Genomic DNA, 25,444 nt, shown 5'->3' on the forward strand with positions numbered 1-25,444 from the left:
TATGGACATTCCTTCTCATCTCGTGGCAGACGTCCAACTGCGGTCTCCGACCGGTGACTGGCAACTCGTGGGACATCTCATCTACAACAATGAAACGACCCGTTTCGAGTCAGCGTCTGAGTACTGGGAACTCCCTCAACGATGCGTTCTAGGTCAGATCTTCGAGGACAACGAGCGAGACTGGCAGCCAAGTCAACGTGTGGCGATTCCAACCTGGTTCTCCCATCTATTGCCTGAGGGCTATCTAAGATCCGCGGCAGCGATGGCGACGAAGGTAAATTTGAAACGCGAATTCCCTCTACTCATGGCACTCGGCGAGGATGATCTCCCTGGCGCACTACGAGTTGTGGCGTCAGATAGCGACCGCGCCGGTCCTCCTACCGAAGATGCCCCTCCTCCTGAAGACGACCACGATGTCTCCGAGGATCCGGTGCTCAAATTCAGCTTGGCTGGACTTCAGCCAAAATTTTCGGTCCTTCTTCAGCAAGACAAGGGCCTAACCATTCCCTCCAAGGGGCAGGCTGGCGACTGGATAGCTAAGCTTCCAGACGGAAGGCCCGGGTTTGACGGTGTTCCAAGGGCCGAGATGGCGAGTCTCGAACTCGCGCGCCACGTCGGAATCGACGTTCCAGAAACGTTCTTGATAAATGTTAGTGAGATCTCCGGGCTGCCATTGTGGGCACGAGACCAGCCGGGGCAGGCGTTAGCGATAAAGCGCTTTGATCGCTTGCCAAGGAGCGGCAGGGTCCATGCCGAAGTATTTGCACAGATCCTTAATGTTCCGACTGCGAATGATCGACTGAAGTACAGGCGCGCAAATTTCGAGACGATAGGCTCCCTAACTGCGGCAATATGTGGCGATGCGGCAGCGTACGAAGTCATCGATCGAATCGTGCTGAACGTGCTGATCGGAAATGGAGACGCCCATCTTAAGAATTGGGCGATCATCTACCCCGACGGTGTTAATGCGGCTCTCAGTCCACTTTACGACGTAGTTCCTACAGTGTTGTACATCCCGGACGACGACCTAGGGTTGAAGCTCAACTCCTCTCGCAACTTTAAGGCCGTGAATCTTGAAAGCTTTGACAGACTCGCGCTTCGCGCCGGACTAGAGACAGCCGTAGTGCGACAGCGAATTTTGCGGATGATTGACGCAGTAGAAGCAGAATGGAACATTTTACGCGAGTTTCTTACGTCCGATCAACTTCTCCGACTCACCGCCTGGCGCGATAGCTTGCCCCTTTTTCGCGCCGGTGCTAGCGCGCGAGGTTGAACCACCGACGGGTAGCAGATGGTTGTCCTCTTGGCAGAGCGAAACCTGCCGACACGGAAGTGTGTTACTCCGAAGGCAAGCTTCAGTGATGGAGCGGTGCAGTCTGGGGCGTGGCCGCAGTCGGGGACGTGTGCCTGAGGCGTGTCATCGGTGCGCTCCCCGGCCGTGTTTTGGCAGATCAAGGCCTGTGTTCCCGGTCTTGAAAACCCGGTGAGGCGTTGGCGCGTCTCCGTGGGATCGAATCCCGCGCCCTCCGTTCAAGACCCGCAGAAACGCTGCAAAGCAGCAGAAACGCTGCCCTACTGCGTCTCCGCCTACCGGCCCGCCGTCTCGCTAGATTTCACCGAACCTCGCAGGGGCCAAGCCTCAGTGCGAACGCTCTGTGTCCGCACGCCGACGGCGGAGTGCGGGTGTACAACGGTGCCCGTCGCCGAGGGCTGGTCGGACGAAACTGGCGGGCGTTACAGAGAGCAGCAATCGCTTGGCTTACGCAGCTTCCCCCTGGTGCCGCTCCAGGTACTCCTCGACTGCAGCCCGGATGATGCCGGATCGGCCGGCCCGGTCGCGGCCGGCGGCGCTATCCAGCCTCGCAACCATGTCGCTTGGCATCTTCACCGTCACGACCCGCTCGACCGCCTCGCCGGCCGGGTCGACCTGGACGAAGGTCCCAGACGGGCTCGACGGCTTCGCCCATTCGCGCCAGGGAGTGATGTCGTCGGCCTCCAGCAGCCAGTTTGCGATCTCGTCCCTGCTCATCCGCTCGAAATCCGCCGTCCCGGTCATCGCTGATCTCCCCTCTGCGTCCACTGCTCACCATCGGCAGCGCTGGCCACGCGCGCGTTGTGCACCCGCCAGACGAACGAGTCGTCGTTCCGCACCAGCAACACCCGAACGAGCACAAGGGCGTCCGTCTCGGCCACCACGAGCAGCAACAGGTCGCTGTGCGCCCGGAGCTGCAGCCGCTCGTCGCGGTCCAGGGCCTCGGCGACGTCGGCCACGGTCAGCCCATCCCTCAAGGTCGCCTGCGGACTTTCATCCGGCTGCGGCATCCGCCACTGCAACTCGCTCACGGGAGCATCGTATTACCGGTAATACTCCGACAGCCATACGACCGTGAGATTTACACCGCCTGCCCCGGGGTCGGGTGACCGCCGAACACGCTGTACCCGGGCCGTCTAGGTCGAGCAGCTGAGATGGCAGCTGTGCTGGGACGACATCCGCGCCTGAGGAGTGTCATCGATGCCCTCGTCAGGTCCGTCAGGGCAGCTCAGCCGCGGTGCGTGCTCAGGTCTTGGAAAACCGGTGAGGCGTTCCGCGTCTCCGTGGGTTCGAATCCCACGCTCTCCGCAGCGATCAGCCAAACCGTCCACTGAGCGGCAAGAACACCGCCCGACGGGCCGCCTGTGTCGGCACACCGGCCTTTTACAGACACAGTGGTCCAGCGCATGTCAGTGAACTGCGACTTGTGTGACACGTAGTCTGGTGATGTTGCCGTTTACAGACACAGTCTTCGGTGCAGGTCCGCACGGACCCCCATGAGCCAGACCCAGCCAACGCTTGGTGGGGGTCAGGCGGCGGTGAAGGACTCGCCGTCGGTCATGACCGGGACTGTGTCGGAGGTGCCGTACTGGATGGCCAGGCGGACGTCCTCGGCGAAGCCCCGTTGTATCAGCTCCTGGCCGCTCACGCAGCGGCGTACCGCGGCCTCGACGTTGTGTACCGCGGCCAGGGCCGCCAGGGACACGGCGGCCTCCACTGAGAGGGGCGCGCCCAGCATCGAGAGGCCGTCCAGGACGGCGGCGGCGCCCAGGAGGTCCTCGACGCACGGGCGCAGGGTGCCGTCCGGCCACAGTTCGCCGGCCGCGATGACGCCCACGGCGTTCGTGGGGGTGCCGTAGCCGTGGGTGTGCAGCCAGTCGGCCACGGCGGGGGCGTTGCGCAGGCAGGCGGCCACCACCGGGACGCCTGTTGAGGCGGCGGCGGAGCAGATGGTCGCGCCGTTGGGTGACGGCAGGACCAGCTGGTCGACGAGTGGGGCGGACTGCAGGGCGGCCGGGGACAGGCTCCACGGGTGGTCGGCGTTGACCTGCTGGCGGCCCACGGCCACCGCGGCGCCCAGGCGGGTTGCGTAGGCGCGGGCCTGGTCGCTCCACGGGAACGGGTGCACGCGGATGCCCCGGCCCACGGCGATGTCGACGGCCGTCGAGAACGACAGTACGTCTACGACCACCAGGATTGAGCAGACGCGTGCGAGCTCGGCGGCGCCCGCTGGGCCCCAGTCGAAGCGGGCGCCAGAGCCTGGCTGGCTGTGGACACCCTCCGCCATGGGGTCAGGCTTCGTCGTCGTCGCGCGGGGCGTGCGGTACCTCCGGTGCCTCCACCGGCTCGAAGATCGCCGGCTGGGGCTCGTTGGGGGGCAGGTAGGCGGGCGCCTCCGTCGAGACCTTGCCGAACAGGGCCGGCAGGGTGCCGGTCCACGCGGCGCGCAGCTCGTCGAGCGAGATGGTGAACTGGCCGCGGACATCCAGGGCGCGGCTGCGGCCGTCGACGGTTCCGATGACGGTGGCCGGGAGGCCGTGCTGGCCGCAGAGGGCGGTGAACGCCTTCTCGTGGCCCCGGGGCACGGAGACGAGGGCCCGGGCCGTGGACTCCGAGAAGAGCGCCACGAACGGGTTCATGTCCTCCGGCAGGGTGATGTTCGCCCCGCAGTCGTACCGCAGCGTCGCCTCGACGAGCGCCTGGGCCAGGCCGCCGTCGGAGAGGTCGTGCGCTGAGGAGAGGTGGCCGCGCTCGCCGGCCTCGGTGAGGACCGAGGCCAGGATGCGCTCGCGGGTGAGGTTGACGCGCGGCGGCTGACCGCCGAGGTGCTCGTGGGTCACCCAAGCCCACTCGGAGCCGGAGAGCTCGTCGGTGGTCTCGCCGAGCAGCATGATGAGGTCGCTGTCGCCGCCGAAGCCCATCGGGACGCGGCTGCCGACGTTGGCCATGATGCCGAGGACGCCGACGACCGGGGTCGGGTGGATGGCCTGCGAGCCGGTCGAGTTGTAGAAGCTGACGTTGCCGCCGGTGACCGGGATGCCGAGCTCCGCGCAACCGTCGGCCAGGCCGCGAACGGCCTCGGCGAACTGCCACATGACCTGCGGGTCCTCGGGGGAGCCGAAGTTGAGGCAGTTGGTGACGGCGAGCGGGGTGGCGCCGGAGGCGGCCACGTTGCGGTAGGCCTCGGCGAGGGCGAGCTTGGCCCCGTTGTACGGGTCGAGGCGCGCGTAGCGGGCGTTGCCGTCGACGGAGAGCGCGATGCCGAGGCCGGTCTGCTCGTCGATGCGCACGACGCCGGAGTTCTCGGGCTGGGCGAGGATCGTGTTGCCCTGCACGTAGCGGTCGTACTGCTCGGTGACCCAGCTCTTGTCGCACAGGTTGGGGCTGGCGGCGAGGCGCAGCACGGTCTCGCGCAGCTCGACGCCGGAGCGCGGGCGGGGCAGGGTCTCAGCGCGGTCGGCCTGCAGCAGGATCAGGTCGGCCGGCTCGCGCATGGGCCGGGCGTACACCGGGCCGTCGTCGGCGAGCGAGCCCGGCGGCACGTCGACGACGGTCTCGCCGTGCCAGCTGATGACGAGCCGGCCGGTGTCGGTGACGTGGCCGATCGCGGTGGCGATCACGCCCCAGCGCTCGGCGACGCGGAGCACCTCGTCGAGCTTGTCCGGGTCGACGATGAGCAGCATCCGCTCCTGCGACTCGCTGGCGAGGACCTCCTGCGGGTCCATCGAGGCCTCGCGCAGCGGCACCAGGTTGAGGTCGACGTCCATGCCGGTGCCGGCCGCGGCGCTGGTCTCGGTGAGGGCGCAGGTGAGGCCGGCGCCGCCGAGGTCCTGGACGCCGACGATGAGGTCCCGCTCGTACAGCTCGAGGCAGCTCTCGATGAGCAGCTTCTCGATGAACGGGTCGCCGACCTGCACCGACGGGCGGCGGGCCGGGCCGTCGCTGTCGAAGGTGGCGCTGGCCAGGACCGAGACGCCGCCGATGCCGTCGCGGCCGGTCTTGGCGCCGAGGAGGACGACCGCGTTGCCGGGGCCGTGTGCCTCCTTGTTCTGCAGCCGGTTGACCGGCAGCACGCCGACGCACAGCGCGTTGACCAGCGGGTTGCCCTGGTAGCACGGGTCGAAGACAACCTCGCCGCCGATGTTGGGCAGGCCGAGGCAGTTGCCGTAGCCCCCGACGCCGGCGACGACGCCGGGCAGGACGCGCTTGGTGTCCTCGTGGTCGGCGGCGCCGAAGCGCAGCGGGTCCATGACCGCGACCGGGCGGGCGCCCATCGCGAGGATGTCCCGGACGATGCCGCCGACGCCGGTCGCCGCGCCCTGGTACGGCTCGACGAAGCTCGGGTGGTTGTGCGACTCGACCTTGAACGTGACGGCGATCTCGTCGGAGATCCGGATCACGCCGGCGTTCTCGCCGATGCCGGCGAGCATCAGGTCGGACTTGGGCGCCTTCTCGCTGAACTGGCGCAGGTGGACCTTGCTGCTCTTGTACGAGCAGTGCTCGCTCCACATGATCGAGTACATGGCGAGCTCGGACGTGGTCGGGCGCCGGCCCAGGATCTGGCGGATCCGCTGGTACTCGTCCTCGCGAAGGCCCAGCTCCTCGTAGGGCTGCTCCTCGTCCGGCGTCTTGGCGGCCTGCTCGACGGTGTCGAACGGGCGGTCCTCGGCGGGGATGGAAGTCATACACGGGCTCCCAGGTGTGCGAGCACGGACGTGAAGATGCCCAGACCGTCGATGGACGGGCCGGTAAGCACCTCGACGGCGTGCTCCGGGTGGGGCATGATCCCGACGACATTGCCGGCTGCATTGCTGATCGCCGCGATGTCGTGCAGCGAACCGTTGGGGTTTCCGCGGATGTACCGCGCGACGACCCGGCCCTCGGCCTCGAGCTCGTCGAGCGTCCGCGCGTCGGCCATGTAGCAGCCCTCGCCGTTCTTCACCGGGATCACGACCTCCTGGCGCGGCTGGAAGCCGACGGTCCAGGCGGTGGCGTTGTTCTCGATGCGCAGACCCTGGTCGCGGTTGCGGAAGTGCAGGTGCTGGTTGCGGGTGAGCGCGCCGGGCAGCAGGTGGGCCTCGCAGAGCACCTGGAAGCCGTTGCAGATGCCGAGCACGGGCAGCCCGTCGCCGGCGGCCTGGACGATGGAGTCCATGACCGCGGAGAACCGGGCGATCGCGCCGGCGCGCAGGTAGTCGCCGTACGAGAAGCCACCGGGCAGGATCACGGCGTCGACGCCGTAGAGCTCGGCCTCGGCGTGCCACAGCGGGATCGCCGCGGCGCCGGCGAGGTGCACGGCCCGGGCGGCGTCACGGTCGTCGAGCGAACCGGGGAACGTCACGACACCAATGCGGGCGGTCACTGCTCCTCGCCCTCCGGCTGCTCCAGCCGCTCCTCGACCCGCAGGGTGAAGTCCTCGATCACCGGGTTGGCGAGCAGCTTGTCGGCGATCTCGCGGGCGCGCTCGAGGTCGGCGGCGCCCTCGAACTCGATCTCGATGCGTTTGCCGATGCGCACCGAGGCGACGTCGACCACGCCGAGGCGCGGCAGCGCGTTCGCGACGGCCTGACCCTGGGGGTCCAGGATCTCCGGTTTGAGCATGACGTCCACCACGACGCGGGCCACGGGGCACTCCTGACGTTGAGTCGGGCGCTCGAGGGCGAGCGACACGAGCCTACCGGGCGGGGCAACGCCGCAGATCACCGGCCGTGTCACGGTTGGGTCGACAGGTCCGGCTGATCGGCGGCGAGGCCCGAGAAACATCGCCCGACACGCATCTTACCGGGCCGCGGCGGAGCCAAGATCCGCCGCGCGCCCGCTGCTCAGAGGATCGGCGGCGGGACGTACGCGCCGGCCGCCGGGTGCGCCGCAACGACCGCGCCGATCTCCTCGACCAGGGCGCTGACCTGCGCGGATGCGGCGCCGACGAAGGTCGACGGCGCCCCGATCAGGGCCTGGACCTCGTCCGGGGAGAGCCGCAGGCGCTCGTCGCCGGCCAGCCGCTGCAGCAGATCGTTGTCCTGGATGCCCTTTTCGCGCATGGCGAGCGCCACGGCGACGGCGTGCTCTTTGATCGCTTCGTGAGCATCCTCACGGCCCACGCCCCGCCCGACGGCGGCGACGAGCACCCGGGTGGTGGCGAGGAAGGGCAGGTACCGGTCGAGCTCCCGGGCCACGACCGCCGGATAGGCGCCGAACTCGTCAAGTACCGTCAGGAAGGTGGCAAACAGCCCGTCGACGGCGAAGAACGCGTCCGGCAGCGCCACCCGGCGCACGACCGAGCACGACACGTCGCCCTCGTTCCACTGGTCGCCGGCCAGCTCGCCGATCATCGACAGGTAGCCGCGGACGACCACCGCGAGCCCGTTGACCCGCTCGCACGAGCGCGTGTTCATCTTGTGCGGCATCGCCGACGACCCGACCTGGCCCGCCTTGAAGCCCTCGGTGACCAGCTCGTATCCGGCCATCAGGCGGATCGTCGTGGCCAGGCTCGACGGACCGGCCACCGCCTGGGCGAGCGCGGACACCACGTCGAGGTCCAGCGAGCGGGGGTACACCTGGCCGACGCTCGTCAGCACGTGGCGGAAGCCGAGGTGCTCGGCGACCTTCCGCTCCAGCTCCGCCACCTTGCCCGCGTCGCCGCCGAAGAGGTCCAGTTGGTCCGCGGCGGTGCCGACCGGGCCCTTGATCCCGCGCAGCGGGTAGCGCTCGAGCAGGTTCTCGATCCGGCGGTACGCGATGAGCAGCTCCTCGGCGGCGCTCGCGAACCGCTTGCCGAGGGTGGTCGCCTGCGCCGGCACGTTGTGGGACCGGCCCACCATGACCAGCTCGTCGTACTGCCGGGCGCGGGCGGCGAGCCGGGCCAGCGCGGCCACCGTGCGGTCGCGCACCAGCTCCAGGGAGAGCCGGATCTGCAGCTGCTCGACGTTCTCGGTCAGGTCGCGCGAGGTCATTCCCTTGTGGATGTGCTCGTGCCCGGCCAGCGCGGAGAACTCCTCGATGCGGGCCTTCACGTCGTGCCGGGTGACCCGCTCCCGCTCGGCGATGGAGGCCAGGTCGACGTCGTCGACGACCCGCTCGTACGCCTCCACGACCCCGTCGGGCACCGGCACGCCCAGGTCGCGCTGCGCCTTGAGCACGGCCAGCCAGAGCCGGCGTTCGAGGCGCACCTTCTCCTCCGGCGACCAGACGCCCACCAACTCGGGCGAGGCGTAACGGGCGGCGAGCACATCGGGAATCCGCGCTTTGTTCACACCGCCCATTCTGCCTGCCTACGTTCTGGGCGGGTGGTCGCGCTCGACAGCGCCGTGGTGCAGGGCGACCTTGTCCAGGTAGAACAGCTGGGCGGCCACGCCGGCCAGCAGGAGGAGCAACAGCAGCGGGATCGGGAGCAGCCGGCCGTACGGCAGGTGGTCGACGTCGCCGTACTGCAGGATCTGCAGCATCACGAACTGGGCCGTCGGGTGCTGGCTCGAGGACGTGATCAGCGGCCAGATGAGGTCCTGGGCCTGCACGAACCACGTGGCCACGTACGCCAGGGCCAACATCGGCAGGGCGGGCAGCACGACCGGCCACCAGGACGCCGGCCGGTTCTGCTGCATCAGCGCGTCGCGGCGCAGGGCCTGGCCGCGGAACAGCAGCGCCAGCACGAACAGCGCGGGGATCGCCAGGCGGGACGGCGGGATCAGGGCCAGAAACGAGTCGAGCCGGCCGGCGGTGGCGCCGGCGGCGAAGGCGCGCAGCGCGAGGGGCACGCCGCCGACGAACAGGAACAGCCCGAACGGCAGCAGGAGCCACTCACTGTGCCGGCCCAGCGGGCGCAGGCCGCTGATGCCGAAGGCGGCCAGCGCGGCGGCGGTGACGCCGACCAGGGTGGAGATCACCGGCGGGAGCCAGGTGTTCACCCAGGTGGACGGCACGTCGGCGCGCGGGGAGTCGCCGAGGTGCGACAGCCAGGGCCAGAGGCCGACGCCGGTGACGACGAGCACCACGACCAGCAGCGCCGCGGCGCCCGGCCGGGCGAGCCCGCGCCGGGAGTGCGCGGCGTCCGTGGCGGCCGAGATGTCCGCGACATCCGAGACAGCTGGGCGCGCCTCCAGCCGCAGGCCGGTCACGATCACGAGCAGCGTCGCGAGCAGGCCGAGCAGCAGCAGCGCCACCAGGAGGACCGCCGAGATCGCCGCGCCGGTGCCGAGGTCGAACCGGATCAGCGCGCTCTCGTACATCAGGGTCGCGGGGGTGGCGTGGCCATCCGCGACATAGCGGTACGACCACCCGAACGTGAAGTCCTGCAGGACCGCGGCGACCACGCCGAGCACGGCGAGCACGGCGAGCACCCCGCCGATGATCACCCCGGGCCACGGGCCGCGGCTGGTGCGCAACGCGGCGAGGTAGATCAGCACCGCGACGGCGGCGACGACGCCGAAGGTGCCCGCCCAGTAGGCCCAGCGCTGCCCGCGCTCCGACGAGGCGCTCGCCAGCGCGATGCCGAACGGCGCGAAGGCGGCCAGCGGGATCACCAGCGCGCCGCGGGTGACCCAGCGCATCGCCCGGCCGGACCTGTGCGCGGCCCAGGCGAGCGCCGGCGCCAGCAGCAGCACGATCAGCAGCGGCACCACGGCCAGGGTCAGGACGTATCCGAGCGCCCCGCCGAGGCCGCCGTCGAAGGCGCGGTTGTAGTTGTCCAGGCCGGCGGACGGGGCGTCGCCGGCCCCGGTCAGCCCACGGATGCCGGTGAAGCGCCCGAACGACGTTCGGATCGTCCAGATCGCGGGTTCGACGTACGTGGTGATGAGCAGGATCAGCGCGGGCAGTGGCAGGAGGAGGCCGACGACCACCTGCCAGGAGGGTCGCGGCGTGGCCGGGCGCAGCATCGTCGGCTGGACGGTCATGTCGTCTCCTCCGCTTCGCTCCGGCCGCGACACGACCTGAACCTGCGCTCCTGATGACCGGCCCCTCCGCTCCGCTCCGGACCGGTCATGCACACACGATATTGGCCGGGGCAGTTTTCAGCGCGTTTCAGCGTGACACGATGGCCGCCACACCCTGGCCGCCGGCCGCGCAGATCGAGATCAGGCCGCGCCCGGAGCCCTTGTCGGCCAGCAGCTTCGCCATGGTCGCCAGGATCCGGCCGCCGGTCGCGGCGAACGGGTGGCCGGCCGCCAGGGACGAGCCGTTGACGTTGAGGCGGTCCCGGTCGATCGCACCGAGCGGCTTGTCCGTCCAGTTCGGCAGGCCCAGGCGCTCCTTGCAGAACGCCGGGTCCTCCCACGCCTTCAGGGTGGCCAGCACCTGCGAGGCGAACGCCTCGTGCATCTCGTAGAAGTCGAAGTCCTGCAGGGCGAGGCCCTCGCGGGCGAGCATCCGGGGCACCGCGTAGGCGGGGGCCATGAGCAGGCCGTCGCCGCCGTGCACGAAGTCCACCGCGGCCGTCTCGGCGGTGGAGAAGTACGCCAGGATCGGTAGGCTGCGCGCCTTGGCCCAGGCCTCCGAGGCCAGCAGCACGACCGCCGCCCCGTCGGTGAGCGGGGTGGAGTTGCCGGCCGTCATCGTCGCCTGCGGGCCGCGGCCGTAGACCGGCTTGAGCGCGGCGAGCTTCTCCGGCGACGTGTCCGGGCGCATGTTCTGGTCGCGGGACAGCCCGAGGTACGGCGTGACGAGATCGTCGAAGAAGCCCCGCTCGTAGGCGGCGGCCAGGCGCCGGTGCGAGGCCAGCGCGAGCGCGTCCTGCTCCTCGCGGCCGATACCGAACTCCACCGCGGTGAGCGCCGCCGACTCGCCCATGGACAGGCCGGTGCGCGGTTCCGAATTGCGCGGGATATCCGGCTTGATCTGGGTAGGCCGGAACTTGCTCACCGCGCGCAGCCGGGCGCCGAGCGAGCGAGCCCGATTGAGCTCCATCATGATCCGCCGGGCGTCCTCGTTCACGCCGAGGGGCGCGTCCGAGGTGGTGTCGACCCCGCCCGCGACGCCGACCTCGATCTGTCCGAGGGCGATCTTGTTGGCGACCAGGATCGCCGCCTCGAGACCGGTTCCGCATGCCTGCTGCACGTCGTACGCCGGAGTCCGTGGGTCGAGGCGGGATCCGAGTACGGATTCACGCGTCAGGTTGAAATCGCGGCTGTGCTTGAGCACCGCACCGGCGGCGACCTCGCCGAGGCGCTGCCCGGCGAGGCCGAAACGTGCCACGAGTCCGTCTATGGCGGCGGTCAGCATGTCCTGGTTTGATGCAGTGGCGTAGGCGCTGCCCGAGCGCGCAAAGGGGATGCGGTTACCGCCGACGACTGCTACCCGGATCGGGGCTTTCGAGGGGGCCATCGGTGTCTCCTTCTCGACGCGTCAGGGCATCCTGGGCGTTACCCTACTCGCGAGTAGGTTAGCGCGTTTGTTGTGACTGGGGAGGCACCGCAATGACCGATCGCTACGCGACCTTCGCCCACTCGGGCGCCGGCCGGTTCTTCGTCAAACGACTGGGCCTGCCGGATCCACCAAAGCTGCGCAGATATGGGAAGGGGGCCGAGTTCGGGCCGGTCACCCTGGGCGGGTCGGGCCGGCTGGCCGAACCCACCCGCCACATCCTCGACAAGCTGCCCGTCGCGGCGGACGCCGACGGGCGCTGCGCGGCGCTCATCTTCGATGCCAGCGGCATCACCGGCAGCGAGGCACTGCGGGGACTGTACGAATTCTTTCACCCCGTGATCCGCTCGCTGCGCCCATCCGGCCGGGTGATCGTGCTCGGCAGCCCGCCGGAGTTGTGTACCAGCGCCCGCGAGGCCACCGCGCAGCGCGCGCTGGAGGGCTTCGTGCGCTCGCTCGGCAAGGAGGTCGGCCGCGGCTCGACCGCCCAGCTCATCTATGTCGCGCCGGGCGCCGAGGAGGCCACCGAGTCGACGCTGCGGTTCCTGCTGTCGGGGCGCTCGGCGTACGTCTCCGGCCAGGTGGTCCGCATCGGGCCGGCCGCCGTGGACGTGCCGGACGACTGGGACCAGCCGCTGGTGGGCAAGACCGCGATCGTCACCGGCGCCGCCCGCGGCATCGGCGAGGCGATCGCCCATGTCCTGGCCCGCGAGGGCGCGCACGTGGTCTGCCTCGACGTGCCGGCCGCCGGCGAGGACCTGTCCAGGGTCGCCAACGACGTCAAGGGCACCGCGCTGCAGCTCGACCTGACCGTCGAGGACGCGCCGCGCCGGCTGGCCGACTTCATCGCGACCCGGCACGTGCACGCCGACGTCTTCGTGCACAACGCCGGTATCACCCGGGACAAGACGCTCGGGCGCATGGAAGAGGGGCAGTGGAGCTCCGTGCTCGACGTCAACCTCTCCAGCCAGGAACGGATCAACGACGTGCTGCTCGCCGAGAACCTGCTCGGCGGCAACGGGCGGATCGTCTCGGTCTCCTCCGTCTCGGGCATCGCCGGCAACCGCGGCCAGACCAACTACGCCACGTCGAAGGCGGGCGTGATCGGGCTGGTGCAGGCCAGCGCCGGGGCGGTCGCCGAGCACGGGCTCACGATCAACGCCGTGGCGCCCGGGTTCATCGAGACGAGGATGACCGCCGCGATGCCGATGTTCGCGCGCGAGGGCGGCCGGCGGCTCAACAGCATGGCCCAGGGCGGGCTGCCGGTGGACGTGGCCGAGACGGTCACCTGGATGGCCCACCCGGCCTCGGGCGGGGTCAACGGCAACGTCATCCGGGTCTGCGGGCAGAGCCTGCTGGGGGCCTGATGAGCACGACCGTGCTCGACCGGCCGCCGCGGCTCGGGCCGCTGTACCGCGCCGCCGCGCTGCGCCGCTCCACCGGCACGACGCTGCCCGAGCGCGGGCTGCGCCTCGACGGCGTTCGGGTGGACCTGGCGCACCTGGCCGAGTACGACCGGGTGTGCGGGTTCCGGCTCGGCGACCAACTGCCCGCCACCTACCCGCACGTGCTCGCGTTCCCGCTGGCCATGGCGCTGATGACGGCGCCGGACTTCCCGTTCCCGCTGCTCGGGCTGGTCCACGTGGCGAACCGCGTCGAGATGCTCCGCCCGCTGCGGTCCTCGGACGCGTTCTCGCTGTCGGTGCGCGCGGAGGCGCTGCGCCCGCACGAGCGCGGCACCCAGCTGGACGTGGTCGCGACCGCGTCGATCGACGGCGAGACCGTGTGGACCGATCGCTCGACCTACCTCCGCAAAACCACCAAGTCGGATAAATCCGCTAAATCTGAAAGATCGCAAACCGTCGAGCCGCCCAACGCCACCTGGCGCGTCCCACGACGCACCGGGACCGACTACGCCCGCGTGTCCGGTGACCGCAACCCCATCCACACCAGCCGCATCCTGGCCCGGGCGTTCGGCTTCCCGGCCACGATCGCGCACGGCATGTGGACCAAGGCGCGCTGCCTCGCCGCGCTCGAGGGCCGCCTGCCGGACGCGTACGCGGTCGAGGTCGCGTTCAAGCTCCCGGTCCTGCTGCCCGCCACGGTGGGGTTCTCCGCGACCCCCGACGGCGCCGGGTGGCGGTTCGCGGTACACGATCGGAGGACAGGCAAGCCCCACCTGGCCGGCACGATCGTTGACCCCGACTGTGCAGACCCCGACGAGGGCGGCGCCGCCGGCTGAGCCCGCGCAGGCGGCGCCCGCCGGCCGTGTGGGCTCAGCCGGGCTTCGCGAACACCGGTACACCGGTACACCGGCCCGGCGCTGCTGCTGGCCGCCGCGTTCGCGCGCCCGCGCCGTGGCGGTGGGCGATGACCGCGCTCGCCGGGCTGACGCTGGTCTGGAGCGTCAAGTTCTACCGGGTGTACGGCCTGAGCTACCCCGCCAACGCCTCCCCCGACACCGACTCGACGTTCCACCTGGCGCTGGTCGGCGAGGCCCGGCACCACATGCCGATGCGCGCGCCCTGGATCGAGGGCGAGCCGCTGCTGTACCACTGGTTCGTCTACCCCGAGCTCGCCGCGACGAGCTGGGTCACCGGCATCGAGGCCAACGTCCTGCTGCTGCGCCTGCCCATGCTGCCGATGCTGATCGCGTTCACCGTGCTCGTGGCGGTGCTCGCCCGGCGGGTCACCGGCGGCTGGTGGACCGGCGTCGCGGCGAGCGCGGTGACGCTGCTGGTGCTCGCGCCCAACCCGTACCAGTGGCAGCTCAACGCCTTCTACCGCGATCTCGCCTTCAGCGGCCTCGACGACGGCGCCGCGCTGCGCCAGACGGTGTGGACCGGCCCGACGCAGACCTTCGGCGCGCTGCTCTTCGTGCCGCTGATGGTGGTCCTCGCCGACCTGCTGCGCGGCCGGGCCGGACGGCGCGGCTGGGCGCTCTTCGCGCTGCTGCTCGCGGGCGTGGTGGGCGGCAAGGCGACGTACCTGCCGCTGCTGGCCGCCGGCCCGGCGGTACACCACACAGATCGACGGCCGCGAACAGCTCGTGGTGTGGACGGAGAAGTCGCGTACAACCTGAGCGCCGCCCGGGCCCGTCTGAGGGTGGACGAAATCCCCGACGGGAGGGACGCCACGGATGGGCGACACTTCGGCCGACGACGAGTACGTCGAATACGTCACGGCGCGCCTGCCGGCCCTGCACCGTCTCGCGTACGCGTTCAGCGGCGACTCACACCGCGCCGACGACATCGTCCAGCAGACGATCACGAACCTCTACATGCGGTGGCCGAAGATCCGGGGCGTCGACCACCTCGACCGGTACGTCCGCAGCATGCTCGTCAACGCATTCATCGACGAGCGTCGGCTCGCGTGGGCGCGGGTGCGGCTGTTCGCCGAGCCGCCGGAGGCCGTCACGCCCGCCTCGGATGACGCGGACGACCGCACGGTCCTGCGCGCCGCGCTCTCCCGGGTGCCGCGCCGCCAGCGGGCGGTGCTCGTGCTGCGGTTCATGTACGACCTGCCGGTCGCCGAGGTCGCCGAGATTCTCGGCGTCTCGGCAGGCACGGTGAAGAGCCAGACCTCCCACGGGCTGACGGCGCTGCGCCGCCTGCTCGGCGAGCGGACCGTCGCCGCCCTGACGAAGGAGCGCTGAAGTGGTGGACCTCGACGAACACAACGCCGGCGACCTGCTGCGGCCCCTGCGCGACGACCCGCCCCGGCCGCCCGCGGTCGACGTCCGCCGTGCCATGCGCGATGGCCACCGGCGCCGCACGACCCGCCGGGCGGCGATCGCCGGCGCGGTCGGCCTGGCGGTGCTCGCCGTGGCGGCCGTGCCCGCCGTGCTGGCCGCGACCGGCGACGACCGCCTCGCGCCCCCGCCCGGCGGCACATCGCCGACCGGGGTCACGCCAGCGCCGCCCTCGACGTCCGGCACCGTCGACCCGCTCACCGCAACCCCGCGACCGATCTCGGGCGCCGGCGCGCCGCGGTCGTGCCGCGCCGAGAAGCTCCCGGCCCCGAGCGGCGCGCCGAAGACACTGGTCACGGCGGCCGACCCGACCGGCAAACTGATCTTCGGGTTGGCCGAGTACGGCGCCGACGTCAACCGCGTGGTCCTGTGGCAGGGCAATAAGCTCTCGATGATCGACATCCCCGGCGACGAGCCGCAAATCAACTCGGTCAACGAGGCCGGCACCGCGGTCGGATGGAGCATGGACAACGGAACGACCACGGCCCGCCTCTACCGCGACGGCAAGGTCACCACCCTGCCGGGCGGCACCGACGCCACCGCGGTCAGCATCAACGCCAGCGGCGCGATCGCCGGCAACCGGGGGCACGGCGGATTCGGCCCGCTTTCCCACCCGGTCGTCTGGCGCGACGCGACCGCCCCGCCGCACGAACTGCCACTGCCGAAGGACGCGCAGGGCGGCGCGGCGAACGACATCGACGACGACGGCACCGTGGTCGGCCTGATCACCATCGGCGTCCAGCAGTTCCCGTACGTCTGGGGCCCGGACGACGCCGGCCGCCAGCTCCCACTGCCGCCGGGCACCCCGGTGTCGCCCAACGGGGGCGGGAAGCCCGGTCCGAGCAGCACCGTGAGCCACGTGCGCAACGGCTGGGCGATCGGCTCGAGCGGCGCCTACACGCCGTCGGTGAGGCGGACGCGCTGGGACCTGCGCACCGGCGCGGTACAGACCCTCCCCGACCAGGACACGTCCCTGGTCAACGCACGCGGCTGGCTCGCAGGCACAGGCCCGGACGGCCACGCGATACTGGTAGCCGGCGACAAGCGGATCCAACTGCCCCACGCCTACCCACACCCGCAGAGCGTCCTGCCCATCACGATCAGCGACGACGCCCACACGATCACCGGCAACTCATACGACCAGTCAGGCGACATCCACCCAGTCCTCTGGCGCTGCAGCTGACCGCCGTCACTGCTATGCCTCGGAGCAGATGTCTCGCAGAAGCTGAGCAACCTGCGTCATGCCGTATCGACTCACCAGCGCATCAAGGACTTGATGCTCAGTCAGGGGTGGCCCTTGCTTGCCTGACCGCTCAGCGATGGCCGACACCGCGGCACGTGCGCGGACCGGGTCCAGTGAGACGGTGTTAGCCGCGAACTCGCTGGGTGGCAGGACCTCAACTCCCAGTGGGAGCCGATCGGACGGAAAGTGCTTCAGATTGTGCGTAACGATGGCGCCTGCACCAGCCACTACCGCCGCAGCAAGCACATGCTCGTCGTCCGGGTCCGGCAGACCGTAACTGCCGTCCAGCCCTTCCCATCCGTGCACCTCAGCGTCGTCGAACGCCGCTCGCATCTGCTGGACGAGGCGGTTGGCTCGCCGGCTCGCCGTGCCCTCCTCCTCACCGCGGCTGACGAGCTTCATCGCCTCGTGATATTCGAGTTCTTCGAGAATGGCGGCACTCCACACTGGGCGATACATACCCTCGACTGCAAGAGACAGCAGGAAGTCTCGCTGCAAACTAGGCCAGAGAACGCAGGTATCGAGGACCGCTGTGAACACGCGTGCATCTTCTCAGGGGCGCTCACATCGTGTCATTCTCGTACGCCTCGACGCCGAGCGGCCACAGCCCTCCGAGCCTCTCGGAGCTGCTGTAGAGCACTTTCGAGATCTTCTTCGTCATCAAGCTTGACGCCCGTCGCGTCAAGCGCGGCGTATTGCTCCGAGCGTCGTTGCTGGCGATACGCAAGCAAGTCTCGAAGCAAGATTCGACGGTGAGTGCCGGACCGTTCGAATGGAATCTTTCCTTCATCAAGGAGTTTGATGACCGTAGGTCGAGTCACACCCAGAAGGTCGGCAGCCTGCTGTGTCGTGAGCGTCTGAGTCTGCGGAACCACGGTGACGGCGAGTCCCTGCCTGAGCGCCTCCACAACCTGGCGAACCGCTCGGTAGACCTCGGCCGGCAACTCCACCTGGTCACCAGGCGTGGCTCCGGCAAGGAAGTAACGCGGCTCAGGGACGCCACGTCCAACCCTCTCATGGGCCTCCAGGAAGTCATAGATGCGGGCGACCTGGGTATCCGCCTCGGGCAGGTAGGTCTCCTGCTGCAACGTTGCGCCGGCCATGACGACTCCCTCCAACGAAAGGACCGTAGCATCTTTCGTTTCTTTCGCCCAGGTCATGACAGGCCGACGCGGCCAGTCTCATCCGGCTACTGGGTGGCCCCACCGGGCTCGGCTACGTCGCAGTAGATGGATACCTGGGTGCGGGTCAGGTCGGCGCCCGGCGGGACCGCGAAGGTGCCTAGCCCCTCCTCGAAGTGTGAGCCCACGCAGTAGCTCCCGTTCCGTGTGCCGCCGCTCGCGCCGCCGATGATCGCCCCGTCGGCGCCGCGGAACACGACGCCGGCGCCCTTTTCGGTGAGGCCGCCGCAGTGGGACTCGTTGTCGCCGCTCGGAGCGACCCACAAGTACATCTCCGCCGGGTTCGTCGTGTTCCCGGGGGTCGCGCCCGCCCGTGCGTCGAAGGACTGGAACAGCAGGTTTCCGCGGTCGACCGGGACCCAGTGGGTCTCGCCCAACTCGACCGACATCCCGGTCGCGGGGAACGCTCCCTCGACGGGGACGTTCACGCCGAGCCCGACCGCCAGCCGCTGTCCGGGCATGATCAGCGGAATCTCCTCGGACTCCCCGGACCAGAGCGGCAACCCGTCGGCGTCCCGCATCCGAAGCGTGAACCTGGTCCGATACGCGGCCTTCGGCGAGTTGTTGGCCACGACCGCCCCGAGGCTGTAGGACCACGGATGAAACTTGCTGAAGCCCTGCTCGGCGACGACGAGCCCGCCTTCGGCCGGCGCGGCGGGCCCGGTCTTCGGTGCGCGGGCCGGGAGGCAGTCCGAGGTGGCGGAGCCGCGCTTGAGCTCGGTCAACCCGAACGCCGCGAGCAGCACGCAGGCGACGACGGCCGCTCCCGCGAGCACGTTGCCGAGCCGCCGTTTCCTGGGTCGCGCCATCGAATCTCTCCCCCCGGAGCCTTGGTGCCAAGCCTTCCGCCTCGGCTGGGCGCGGACCAGACCCGATCGGCGCCTGTGGATAACTCAGGCGAGGTCGGGCAGGCGGCCCGGTGCCAGGCGGTCTTCGGGGTCGAGTGCCAGCTTGAGGCGGGCCGCGGCGGGCGGGAGCGGGGCGGGGCCGTCGCTCTCCACCAGCTCACGCAGGTCCAGCGGGGCCCGCAGCAGGCTGCAGCCCCCGCCGCCGCGGGCCAGCAGCACCGTGCGCGCCGCGGTCAGCATGCCGTCGAGGCGCTCGGGCGAGATCGTGCCGGGCAGGGCCACGTGCGCCACGCCGAGGCCGACCGAGCCGCGCACCGGCACCGGCATGCCCGCCGCGTCACGCAGGGCGTAAACGACCGCGAACAGCTCGCTCGGCCGGCCCCAGATCTTCAGCGCGACGTCGTCGACGTCGAACGGGTAGCGGCCCCACCAGGCGGGCGGCAGCTGCTCGACCGTCGCGCCGCCGCCGAGCAGTTTCGCGGCCGACTCGGCGCGCAGGGTCGCGGTGGCGCGGTCGCCCTCGAAGAGCGCGGCGAACTCGGCCGGGCGGCCGCCGGCGCTGCCGGGCAGATCGGCCTCGATCGCGACCGGGTCGAGCGGCGAGGCCACGAGGGCCTCGGTCAGCCGCTGGGCCTCGCGCGGGGTCGACACCGGGCGGATCACCCAGGCGCGGGTGGCCGGCAGCGGCTCGAGCCGGACGGTGGCCTCGGTGATCACGCCGAGCGTGCCGTAGGAGCCGCAGACGTGCCGGGCCAGGTCGTAGCCGTCCGTGGTCAAATCGCCGCGCTCCAGGCTGCCCTCGTCCAGCGCCACCTGCACGCCGACGACCAGGTCGCGCGGGGCGCCGAAGCGGTGCCGCAGTGGGCCGGCCTCGTTGGTGGCCAGCACGCCGCCGAGCGTGGCGGCCGGGGAGCCGACGTCCAGCGGCAGCCGGCGGTTCTCCTTGAGCAGGTATGCACGCAGCGCCCGCAGCGGGGTGCCGGCCGCGACGGTCGCGGTCATCGCGCTGGGGGCGTAGTCGAGCACGCCCGTGATCCGGCCGAGGTCGAGCAGCACGTCCACGTGGGTGGGCGGAGGCCCCCAGTCGAGCTTCGTCCCCGCGCCCGACGGCACGACGGAGAGACCCTCGGCGGCGGCGAACCGCAGCACCTCCGCCACCTCGCCGGAACTGCCCGGGGCGGCCACCCAACCGACAGGCACCCCGTCGACGGTGTCGGCGGGCCCCGCCTCCCAAACGTGCTCCGGGCCGCACGCGTCGGCCAACGCCTCGATCACCGTCACCGCAACTCCCGATTCCCTGGTCACCAGCCGGCATCGTCGCCGTGGGGAAGATCGGTCGATGGGAATCGCGGTAATCCCAATGACACGTCAACTTAGTCGAACATACGTTCGAAAGATTAGGCCCTCGCTACTTCAGCCGCAAGACCTGCTTGAAAAACGCCGTGCGGTCGGCGGTGGCGTCGGCGAAGCGGGCGAGGTCGTGGCCGGTGTCGTAGTCCTTGCGCTGCTTCGCGCCCGCGACGGCGGCGGCGAGCTCGGCGCGCTCGGCCTCCGGCACCACGGCGTCCCGCTTGCCGAACTGCAGCAGGACGGAGCGCTTGCCGCCCACCGCCACGTAGGGGCCGGCGTCGAACCGGGCCAGCGAGTCGAGGTACGCGTGCCAGTCCTGCGGCACCTTCTGCTTGACCATCCAGCGCGAGAAGCGGCTCGTCCCGGCGGACAGGACGGCGCCGGTGATGCGCGACTCCAGGCCGAGCAGGACCGCGCCGAGGGCCGCGCCCGAGTGGTGTCCGGCGTAGCCGACCCGGGAGCCGTCGCAGTCGGTGCGCCGGATCAGCAGGTCGAACGCGCGCCGCTGGGCGACGACCGCGTTGGCGACGACCTTGGCGTCGGCGGACGGGTCGCCGGTGGGCTTGATCGGCAGGCTCGTCACCATGACCAGCGTGCCCATCCGGGCCAGCGCCGTGGCCTCGTCGAGCAGCGTGTCGCGGTTGCCGTCGGGCCCGGTGCCGAACACGACGGCCGGCATCCGCAGCGTGTCGCCGGGAATGTCGGCACTGACGACGTACGCCGGGATCTCGTCGTTGCCGCGCGTGTCGGAGTACGTGATGTCCTCGAGGATGACCCCGTCGCCGCTGCGCTTGTCGGTGAGCTGCGCGTTGAGCGTGGATCCCTTGTCGTAGTTGTAGAGCTTCTTGAGCTCCGCGATCGGCACCGCCGGGGGAACGTACCCCGAGGGGTCGAACGTCGACCCGGCCTGTGGATCGGCCGTCAGCGACGCGGAACCGCTCCCCGCCCCTGGTGTCGTCGTCGACCCCTCGGAGCACGCCTGGACCAGCATCGCTGCCAGCCCGGTCACCCCGATGTGCAACACCCCACGACGCCGCACCGGCATCCCTCCGTGGTCTCGCCCGAACTTCGAGACATGACGGTACCGGCGTCGCTTCTCTCCTGATGGACAGACCACCGAACGACGCGCGTGGTTGCGTTCGGATGGGGGTAACGTCTGGACGTGTGACAACCGAGCAGCCGCCCACCGCGAAGCGGGTCCCGCACGAGCGGGTCCACCACGGCGACACCGTGGTCGACGAGTACTTCTGGCTCCAGAACAAGGACGATCCGGACACGGTCGCCTATCTCGAGGCCGAAAACGCGTTCACCACAGCGGCCACGGCCCACCTCGAGCCGCTGCGCCAGACCCTGTTCGGCGAGATCAAGACGCGGACGAAAGAGACCGACCTCTCGGTGCCGACCCGCAAGGGCGGCTACTGGTACTACACGCGTACGGAGGCCGGCAAGCAGTACGGCATCCACTGCCGCATCGCGGCCGAGGCCGGGCGGGCCGCACCGCCGGAGATCGGCGACGGCGCCGCGCTGCCGGGCGAGGAGATCCTGCTCGACGGCAACGAGCTGGCCGGCGACTCCGAGTTCTTCGCCCTGGGCACGTTCGACCTCAGCGTCGACGGAAACCTGCTGGCGTACAGCGCCGACTTCTCCGGCGACGAGCGCTTCACGTTGCGGGTCAAGGACCTGCGCACCGGCGAGGTGCTGCCCGACGTCATCGAGGACGCCTTCTACGGCTCGGCCTGGTCGGCGGACGGCTCGACGCTGTTCTACGTCAGGGTCGACGAGGCCTGGCGGCCCTACCGCGTGTGGCGGCACACGATCGGCACGCCGGCCGGCGACGACGTGATCGTGCACGAGGAGCTCGACGAGCGGTTCTGGGTCGGCGTGGAGCTGACCCGCTCCGAGCGGTTCCTGCTCATCGACATCCACAGCAAGCTCACCAGCGAGGTGCTGGTGATCCCGGCCGACGCGCCGGCCACCGCGCCGCGCTCGATCGCGCCGCGCCGGCAGGGCGTCGAGTACTCGGTGGAGCACCACGGGCACCGGTTCCTGATCCTGCACAACGACGGCGCCGAGGACTTCGCGCTGTCGTACACCTCGGTCGACAACCCCGGCGACTGGACCACGCTGATCGAGCACCGGCCGGGCACCCGGCTGCTGCAGGTCGACGCGTTCTCCGGGCACCTCGTCGTCTCGCTGCGCCGCGACGGGCTGACCGGCCTGCGGGTGGTGCCGCTGCACGGCGCCGCGCCGTACGACATCGTCTTCCCCGAGCCGCTGTACTCCGTCGGGCCCGAGGCCAACCTGGAGTACGACACCACGTCGTTCCGCCTGCACTACGTGTCGATGGTGACGCCCGACTCGGTGTACGACTGCAACCTGGACAGCGGCGAGCTCACGCTGCGCAAGCAGAAGCCGGTGCTCGGCGACTTCGACGCGTCCCGCTACGAGCAGCACCGCGAGTGGGCGATCGCCGACGACGGCACCCGGGTGCCGATCTCGATCGTGGCCAAGGCCGGCACACCGCGGGACGGCTCGGCGCCGGCGGTGCTGTACGGCTACGGCTCGTACGAGTCGTCGATGGACCCGTGGTTCTCGATCCCGCGCCTGTCGCTGCTGGACCGCGGCGTGGTCTTCGCGATCGCGCACATCCGCGGCGGCGGCGAGATGGGCCGGCGCTGGTACGACGAGGGCAAGCTGCTGGCGAAGAAGAACACGTTCACCGACTTCCTCGCCTGCGCCGAGCACATGGTCAAGGCCGGCTGGACGGCGCCGGAGCGGCTGGTGGCCCGCGGCGGCTCGGCCGGCGGTCTGCTGATGGGCGCGGTGGCCAACCTGGCCCCGGGGGCGTTCGGCGGGATCGTGGCGCAGGTGCCGTTCGTCGACGCGCTGAACACCATCCTCGACCCGTCGCTGCCGCTGACGGTCACCGAGTGGGAGGAGTGGGGCAACCCGCTGGAGGATCCGGAGGTGTACGTCTACATGAAGTCGTACACCCCGTACGAGAACCTCGCCGCCGTGCCGTATCCGGCGATCCTGGCGGTGACCAGCATCAACGACACGCGGGTGCTCTTCCACGAGCCGGCGAAGTGGGTGGCCCGGCTGCGCGCGGTCTCGCCGTCGTCGCACGTGCTGCTCAAGACCGAGATGGGCGCCGGGCACGGCGGGCCGAGCGGGCGCTATGACGCCTGGCGCGAGGAGGCCTTCATCACGGCCTGGCTGCTCGACCGGGTCGGGAAGGCCTGAATCCACAGCGTTGTCCACAGGCGGCGCGCCTGCCTGTGGACAACGCGCCGGCCGCCTGTGGATAACCGCCGGACGACCGCCCAGGGCAGGGCGTAACGGCCCCTATCCACACAGGCGTTACCCACAGGCTGTGGATAAGTGCCTCAGGCCCCGAAGAGTCGGGCCGCCAGCTCGGGCGCGATGTTGCCGCCGCTGATCACCGCGACGGTGCGGCCGGCGGGCAGCTCGTCGCGGCGGTGCAGCACCGCCGCGGTGGCCACAGCGCCGCTGGGCTCGACGATCAGCCGGGCCTTGCGCGCGAGCGTGCGGACCGTGTCGAGGATCTCCTCCTCGCTCACGGTGACGATGGCGTCCAGGTAGGTCGACAGGTGCGCCAGCGTCAGCTCGGACAGCGCGGTGCGCAGCCCGTCGGCGACGGTGCTGAGCATCCGCTCCTCGGGCCACACCCGGACCATGCCGGCGGCGAGGCTCTCGGCCGCGTCGGCGGCGACCGCCGGCTCCACGCCGATCACGGCGACGTGCGGGGCCAGCGACTTGACCGCGGTCGCCACGCCGGAGGAGAGCCCGCCCCCGCCGACCGGCACCACGACCACGTCGACGTTGGAGAGGTCCTCGAAGATCTCCAGGCCGACGGTGCCCTGCCCGGCGATGATGTCCGGGTGGTCGTACGGCGGGATCAGCGTCAGCCCGCGGTCGGCCATCAGCTGCTTCGCCACCACCTCGCGCTGCGACTGGGGCACCAGGATGACCTCGGCGCCGTAGCCGCGCGTCGCCTCGATCTTCAGCGGGGTGGAGACGTCGGGCATGACTACGGTCACCGGCACCCCCAGCGCCCGGCCCGCGTAGGCGAGGGCCTGGCCGTGGTTGCCCGACGAGTGGGTCACCACGCCCGCGCGGCGGCGCTCCAGGTCGAGGCGGTGCAGCGCGTTGGTGGCGCCGCGAAGCTTGAAGGCGCCGATCGGCTGCAGGCTCTCGGGTTTGAGCCACAGCTCCTCGGCCCACGGGCTGGGTAGCAGCGGGGTGCGCACCACGAGACCCGAGACGCGCGCGGCGGCGTCTCGGATGTCGTCCAGGTGAACAAGGTTTTGCTTGGTGCCGGTCACGTCGCTCATCCTGACATCACCCGACCTGGTCCGCCCTCGTCGCGGACGCCGAATGAGAGATCCATAACGCGCGAGCCGCACTAGCCGCTGCTGTAGAAGCGGGCTGCGCCGGGGTGCAGCGGTATCGGATCGGTCTGCGTCGCGGTGGTCTTGTCGTAGTTGTTCCCCTCGGGGTGCACCTTGCCCAGTTCGGGCTGGTACTCGAACAGCACCTTGGTCAGGTCGTGGGCGAGCTGCTCGGGCATGTCGGGCGAGACGACGATGAAGTTGCCGATGACGATCGTGTCGATGTCGGTGGGGGTGTTGTACGCCGCCTTCGGGATCTTCGCGCCGGCGTAGATCGGGCCGTAGCGGTACATCAGCGGCTGCAGCAGCGAGTTGAGCGGGAGCAGGATGAATCCGCCCGGCGAGCTCTTGAGCAGGTCGCTGATGCCCGGCGTGGGGAGGCCGCCGGTGAAGAAGAAGGCGTCGGTGGTGCCGCTCTGCATGCTCTTGGTCGTCTCGGGCAGCGAGAGACGCTGGCGGACGATGTCGGCGTCGGGGTTGATGCCGCCGGCGAAGAGGACCCGGCCGGACACGATGTCCACGCCGGAGCCCGCCGAGCCGGTCGAGACGCGCTTGCCGCGCAGGTCGGAAAACTTGTTGATGTTGGCGGACTTGCGCACGACGAGGTGGATGTAGCTCTTGTACACCCGGGCCAGCGCGACGACTTTCTGCGGCTCGCCCTCGAAGGGACCCTTGCCCGCGTAGGCGTCGGCGGCGACGTCGGCAAGGGTCAGCGCGATGTCCATGTCGCCGCTCGCGACGCGCCGGATGTTCTCCCCGGACGCGCCGGTCGGCTCGGCGCGGGCCTCATAGCCGGGCACGTGCTTGGAGATCAGGTCGGCGTAGCCGCCGCCGATCGAGTAGTACACGCCGGTGCTGTTGCCGGTGGCGATGAAGAGCCGGCCACCGTGCCAGAGCCCGGCGCCGGGCCGCTGGGGCAGGCTGGAGCAGGCGGCGAGCAGCAGCGCCGCCGCCAGCACCAGCGCCAGATTCCTGATCTTCAAACGGATCA

General features: G+C 70.3%; 23 protein-coding genes. 6 read left to right on the top strand and 17 right to left on the bottom strand.

All coding sequences use genetic code 11. From position 1 onward, the window contains the following. The first annotated feature begins 1 nt into the window (after position 1). Entirely contained in the window at positions 2-1,273 is a 1,272-nt protein-coding gene (locus ACGFI8_RS35510) for a type II toxin-antitoxin system HipA family toxin (protein ID WP_392811327.1), read from the top strand. A 486-nt stretch (positions 1,274-1,759) separates the two neighbouring features. On the opposite strand, the gene ACGFI8_RS35515 is transcribed toward ACGFI8_RS35510, so the two are convergent. The 9 genes from ACGFI8_RS35515 to ACGFI8_RS35555 form a co-directional block, all read right to left on the bottom strand. Then, entirely contained in the window at positions 1,760-2,056 is a 297-nt protein-coding gene (locus ACGFI8_RS35515) for a ribbon-helix-helix protein, CopG family (RefSeq protein WP_392811328.1), read from the bottom strand. Further along, a complete protein-coding gene (locus tag ACGFI8_RS35520; RefSeq protein WP_392811329.1) occupies positions 2,053-2,343 on the bottom strand; it encodes a hypothetical protein in 291 nt (96 codons plus the stop codon). The genes ACGFI8_RS35515 and ACGFI8_RS35520 overlap by 4 nt, the downstream gene beginning before the upstream one ends. 497 nt (positions 2,344-2,840) lie before the next feature. Beyond that, a complete protein-coding gene (locus tag ACGFI8_RS35525) occupies positions 2,841-3,599 on the bottom strand; it encodes a 2-phosphosulfolactate phosphatase (protein ID WP_392811331.1) in 759 nt (252 codons plus the stop codon). Between the two features lie 4 nt (positions 3,600-3,603). After that, positions 3,604-5,997 carry a phosphoribosylformylglycinamidine synthase subunit PurL gene (purL, locus tag ACGFI8_RS35530; protein WP_392811333.1) on the bottom strand — a complete coding sequence of 798 codons (2,394 nt, stop codon included), beginning with the start codon at positions 5,995-5,997 and terminating at the stop codon, positions 3,604-3,606. Further along, positions 5,994-6,674, bottom strand: coding sequence for a phosphoribosylformylglycinamidine synthase subunit PurQ (gene purQ / locus ACGFI8_RS35535; protein ID WP_392811334.1), 681 nt, complete (start codon positions 6,672-6,674; stop codon positions 5,994-5,996). The genes purL and purQ overlap by 4 nt, the downstream gene beginning before the upstream one ends. Further along, positions 6,671-6,937, bottom strand: coding sequence for a phosphoribosylformylglycinamidine synthase subunit PurS (gene purS, locus ACGFI8_RS35540; RefSeq protein ID WP_392811336.1), 267 nt, complete (start codon positions 6,935-6,937; stop codon positions 6,671-6,673). Before purS ends, purQ begins: the two co-directional genes overlap by 4 nt. A 197-nt stretch (positions 6,938-7,134) precedes the next feature. Beyond that, the gene (gene purB, locus ACGFI8_RS35545; protein ID WP_392811338.1) at positions 7,135-8,565 is read right to left on the bottom strand and encodes an adenylosuccinate lyase; all 1,431 of its coding nucleotides are present in this window, start codon (positions 8,563-8,565) and stop codon (positions 7,135-7,137) included. Between the two features lie 18 nt (positions 8,566-8,583). Further along, positions 8,584-10,203 carry a sugar ABC transporter permease gene (locus tag ACGFI8_RS35550; protein ID WP_392811340.1) on the bottom strand — a complete coding sequence of 540 codons (1,620 nt, stop codon included), beginning with the start codon at positions 10,201-10,203 and terminating at the stop codon, positions 8,584-8,586. Between the two features lie 127 nt (positions 10,204-10,330). Further along, positions 10,331-11,629, bottom strand: a complete 1,299-nt coding sequence (locus ACGFI8_RS35555) for an acetyl-CoA C-acetyltransferase (RefSeq protein ID WP_392811342.1) — start codon at positions 11,627-11,629, stop codon at positions 10,331-10,333. Positions 11,630-11,721: 92 nt separating this feature from the next. On the opposite strand from ACGFI8_RS35555, the gene ACGFI8_RS35560 reads away from it, so the two are divergent. Further along, on the top strand, positions 11,722-13,035 hold the full coding sequence (locus ACGFI8_RS35560; protein ID WP_392811343.1) for a 3-oxoacyl-ACP reductase: 1,314 nt from the start codon (positions 11,722-11,724) through the stop codon (positions 13,033-13,035). Then, complete coding sequence (locus tag ACGFI8_RS35565; RefSeq protein WP_392811345.1) at positions 13,035-13,910, top strand: MaoC/PaaZ C-terminal domain-containing protein; 876 nt, start codon at positions 13,035-13,037, stop codon at positions 13,908-13,910. The genes ACGFI8_RS35560 and ACGFI8_RS35565 overlap by 1 nt, the downstream gene beginning before the upstream one ends. A gap of 322 nt (positions 13,911-14,232) precedes the next feature. Here ACGFI8_RS35565 and ACGFI8_RS35570 read toward each other — a convergent pair whose 3' ends face one another. Continuing rightward, positions 14,233-14,442, bottom strand: coding sequence for a hypothetical protein (locus ACGFI8_RS35570; RefSeq protein WP_392811347.1), 210 nt, complete (start codon positions 14,440-14,442; stop codon positions 14,233-14,235). 365 nt (positions 14,443-14,807) lie between these two features. Between ACGFI8_RS35570 and ACGFI8_RS35575 the strand changes: the two genes are divergently transcribed. Both ACGFI8_RS35575 and ACGFI8_RS35580 read left to right on the top strand, forming a co-directional pair. Beyond that, complete coding sequence (locus ACGFI8_RS35575) at positions 14,808-15,323, top strand: SigE family RNA polymerase sigma factor (protein ID WP_392811348.1); 516 nt, start codon at positions 14,808-14,810, stop codon at positions 15,321-15,323. 1 nt (position 15,324) lies between these two features. Beyond that, on the top strand, positions 15,325-16,602 hold the full coding sequence (locus tag ACGFI8_RS35580; RefSeq protein ID WP_392811349.1) for a hypothetical protein: 1,278 nt from the start codon (positions 15,325-15,327) through the stop codon (positions 16,600-16,602). 12 nt (positions 16,603-16,614) lie between these two features. On the opposite strand, the gene ACGFI8_RS35585 is transcribed toward ACGFI8_RS35580, so the two are convergent. From ACGFI8_RS35585 to ACGFI8_RS35605, 5 genes are all read right to left on the bottom strand, one after another. Further along, positions 16,615-17,202 (bottom strand): PIN domain-containing protein, encoded by a 588-nt coding sequence (locus tag ACGFI8_RS35585; protein WP_392811351.1) that lies wholly within the window; start codon positions 17,200-17,202, stop codon positions 16,615-16,617. A gap of 32 nt (positions 17,203-17,234) precedes the next feature. Then, positions 17,235-17,765: a helix-turn-helix domain-containing protein gene (locus ACGFI8_RS35590; protein WP_392811353.1), complete on the bottom strand. Its 531-nt coding sequence runs from the start codon at positions 17,763-17,765 to the stop codon at positions 17,235-17,237. A gap of 86 nt (positions 17,766-17,851) precedes the next feature. Next, on the bottom strand, positions 17,852-18,652 hold the full coding sequence (locus ACGFI8_RS35595) for a hypothetical protein (protein ID WP_392811355.1): 801 nt from the start codon (positions 18,650-18,652) through the stop codon (positions 17,852-17,854). A gap of 84 nt (positions 18,653-18,736) precedes the next feature. After that, positions 18,737-19,996: an FAD-binding oxidoreductase gene (locus tag ACGFI8_RS35600; RefSeq protein ID WP_392811357.1), complete on the bottom strand. Its 1,260-nt coding sequence runs from the start codon at positions 19,994-19,996 to the stop codon at positions 18,737-18,739. A 103-nt stretch (positions 19,997-20,099) separates the two neighbouring features. Then, complete coding sequence (locus tag ACGFI8_RS35605) at positions 20,100-21,080, bottom strand: alpha/beta hydrolase family protein (protein ID WP_392811359.1); 981 nt, start codon at positions 21,078-21,080, stop codon at positions 20,100-20,102. A 125-nt stretch (positions 21,081-21,205) separates the two neighbouring features. Here ACGFI8_RS35605 and ACGFI8_RS35610 point away from each other — a divergent pair, with 125 nt between their 5' ends. Next, positions 21,206-23,284: a S9 family peptidase gene (locus ACGFI8_RS35610; protein ID WP_392811360.1), complete on the top strand. Its 2,079-nt coding sequence runs from the start codon at positions 21,206-21,208 to the stop codon at positions 23,282-23,284. 143 nt (positions 23,285-23,427) lie between these two features. Here ACGFI8_RS35610 and ACGFI8_RS35615 read toward each other — a convergent pair whose 3' ends face one another. Both ACGFI8_RS35615 and ACGFI8_RS35620 read right to left on the bottom strand, forming a co-directional pair. Then, positions 23,428-24,396 (bottom strand): threonine/serine dehydratase, encoded by a 969-nt coding sequence (locus ACGFI8_RS35615; RefSeq protein ID WP_392811362.1) that lies wholly within the window; start codon positions 24,394-24,396, stop codon positions 23,428-23,430. Between the two features lie 71 nt (positions 24,397-24,467). After that, on the bottom strand, positions 24,468-25,436 hold the full coding sequence (locus tag ACGFI8_RS35620) for a TAXI family TRAP transporter solute-binding subunit (protein WP_392811363.1): 969 nt from the start codon (positions 25,434-25,436) through the stop codon (positions 24,468-24,470). Between the last annotated feature and the right edge of the window lie 8 nt (positions 25,437-25,444).

It is taken from the genome of Dactylosporangium sp. NPDC048998, from assembly GCF_043197855.1.
Classification (GTDB): Bacteria; Actinomycetota; Actinomycetes; order Mycobacteriales; family Micromonosporaceae; genus Dactylosporangium.

Excerpts from the sequence above, each read along its gene's own strand:
- ACGFI8_RS35555 (WP_392811342.1), bottom strand. The coding sequence starts at position 11,629 with ATGGCCCCCTCGAAAGCCCCGATCCGGGTAGCAGTCGTCGGCGGTAAC.
- ACGFI8_RS35575 (WP_392811348.1), top strand. The coding sequence starts at position 14,808 with ATGGGCGACACTTCGGCCGACGACGAGTACGTCGAATACGTCACGGCG.
- ACGFI8_RS35510 (WP_392811327.1), top strand. The coding sequence starts at position 2 with ATGGACATTCCTTCTCATCTCGTGGCAGACGTCCAACTGCGGTCTCCG.
- ACGFI8_RS35565 (WP_392811345.1), top strand. The coding sequence starts at position 13,035 with ATGAGCACGACCGTGCTCGACCGGCCGCCGCGGCTCGGGCCGCTGTAC.
- ACGFI8_RS35560 (WP_392811343.1), top strand. The coding sequence starts at position 11,722 with ATGACCGATCGCTACGCGACCTTCGCCCACTCGGGCGCCGGCCGGTTC.
- ACGFI8_RS35615 (WP_392811362.1), bottom strand. The coding sequence starts at position 24,396 with ATGAGCGACGTGACCGGCACCAAGCAAAACCTTGTTCACCTGGACGAC.
- ACGFI8_RS35595 (WP_392811355.1), bottom strand. The coding sequence starts at position 18,652 with ATGGCGCGACCCAGGAAACGGCGGCTCGGCAACGTGCTCGCGGGAGCG.
- purL (WP_392811333.1), bottom strand. The coding sequence starts at position 5,997 with ATGACTTCCATCCCCGCCGAGGACCGCCCGTTCGACACCGTCGAGCAG.
- ACGFI8_RS35525 (WP_392811331.1), bottom strand. The coding sequence starts at position 3,599 with ATGGCGGAGGGTGTCCACAGCCAGCCAGGCTCTGGCGCCCGCTTCGAC.
- ACGFI8_RS35550 (WP_392811340.1), bottom strand. The coding sequence starts at position 10,203 with ATGACCGTCCAGCCGACGATGCTGCGCCCGGCCACGCCGCGACCCTCC.
- ACGFI8_RS35515 (WP_392811328.1), bottom strand. The coding sequence starts at position 2,056 with ATGACCGGGACGGCGGATTTCGAGCGGATGAGCAGGGACGAGATCGCA.
- ACGFI8_RS35590 (WP_392811353.1), bottom strand. The coding sequence starts at position 17,765 with ATGGCCGGCGCAACGTTGCAGCAGGAGACCTACCTGCCCGAGGCGGAT.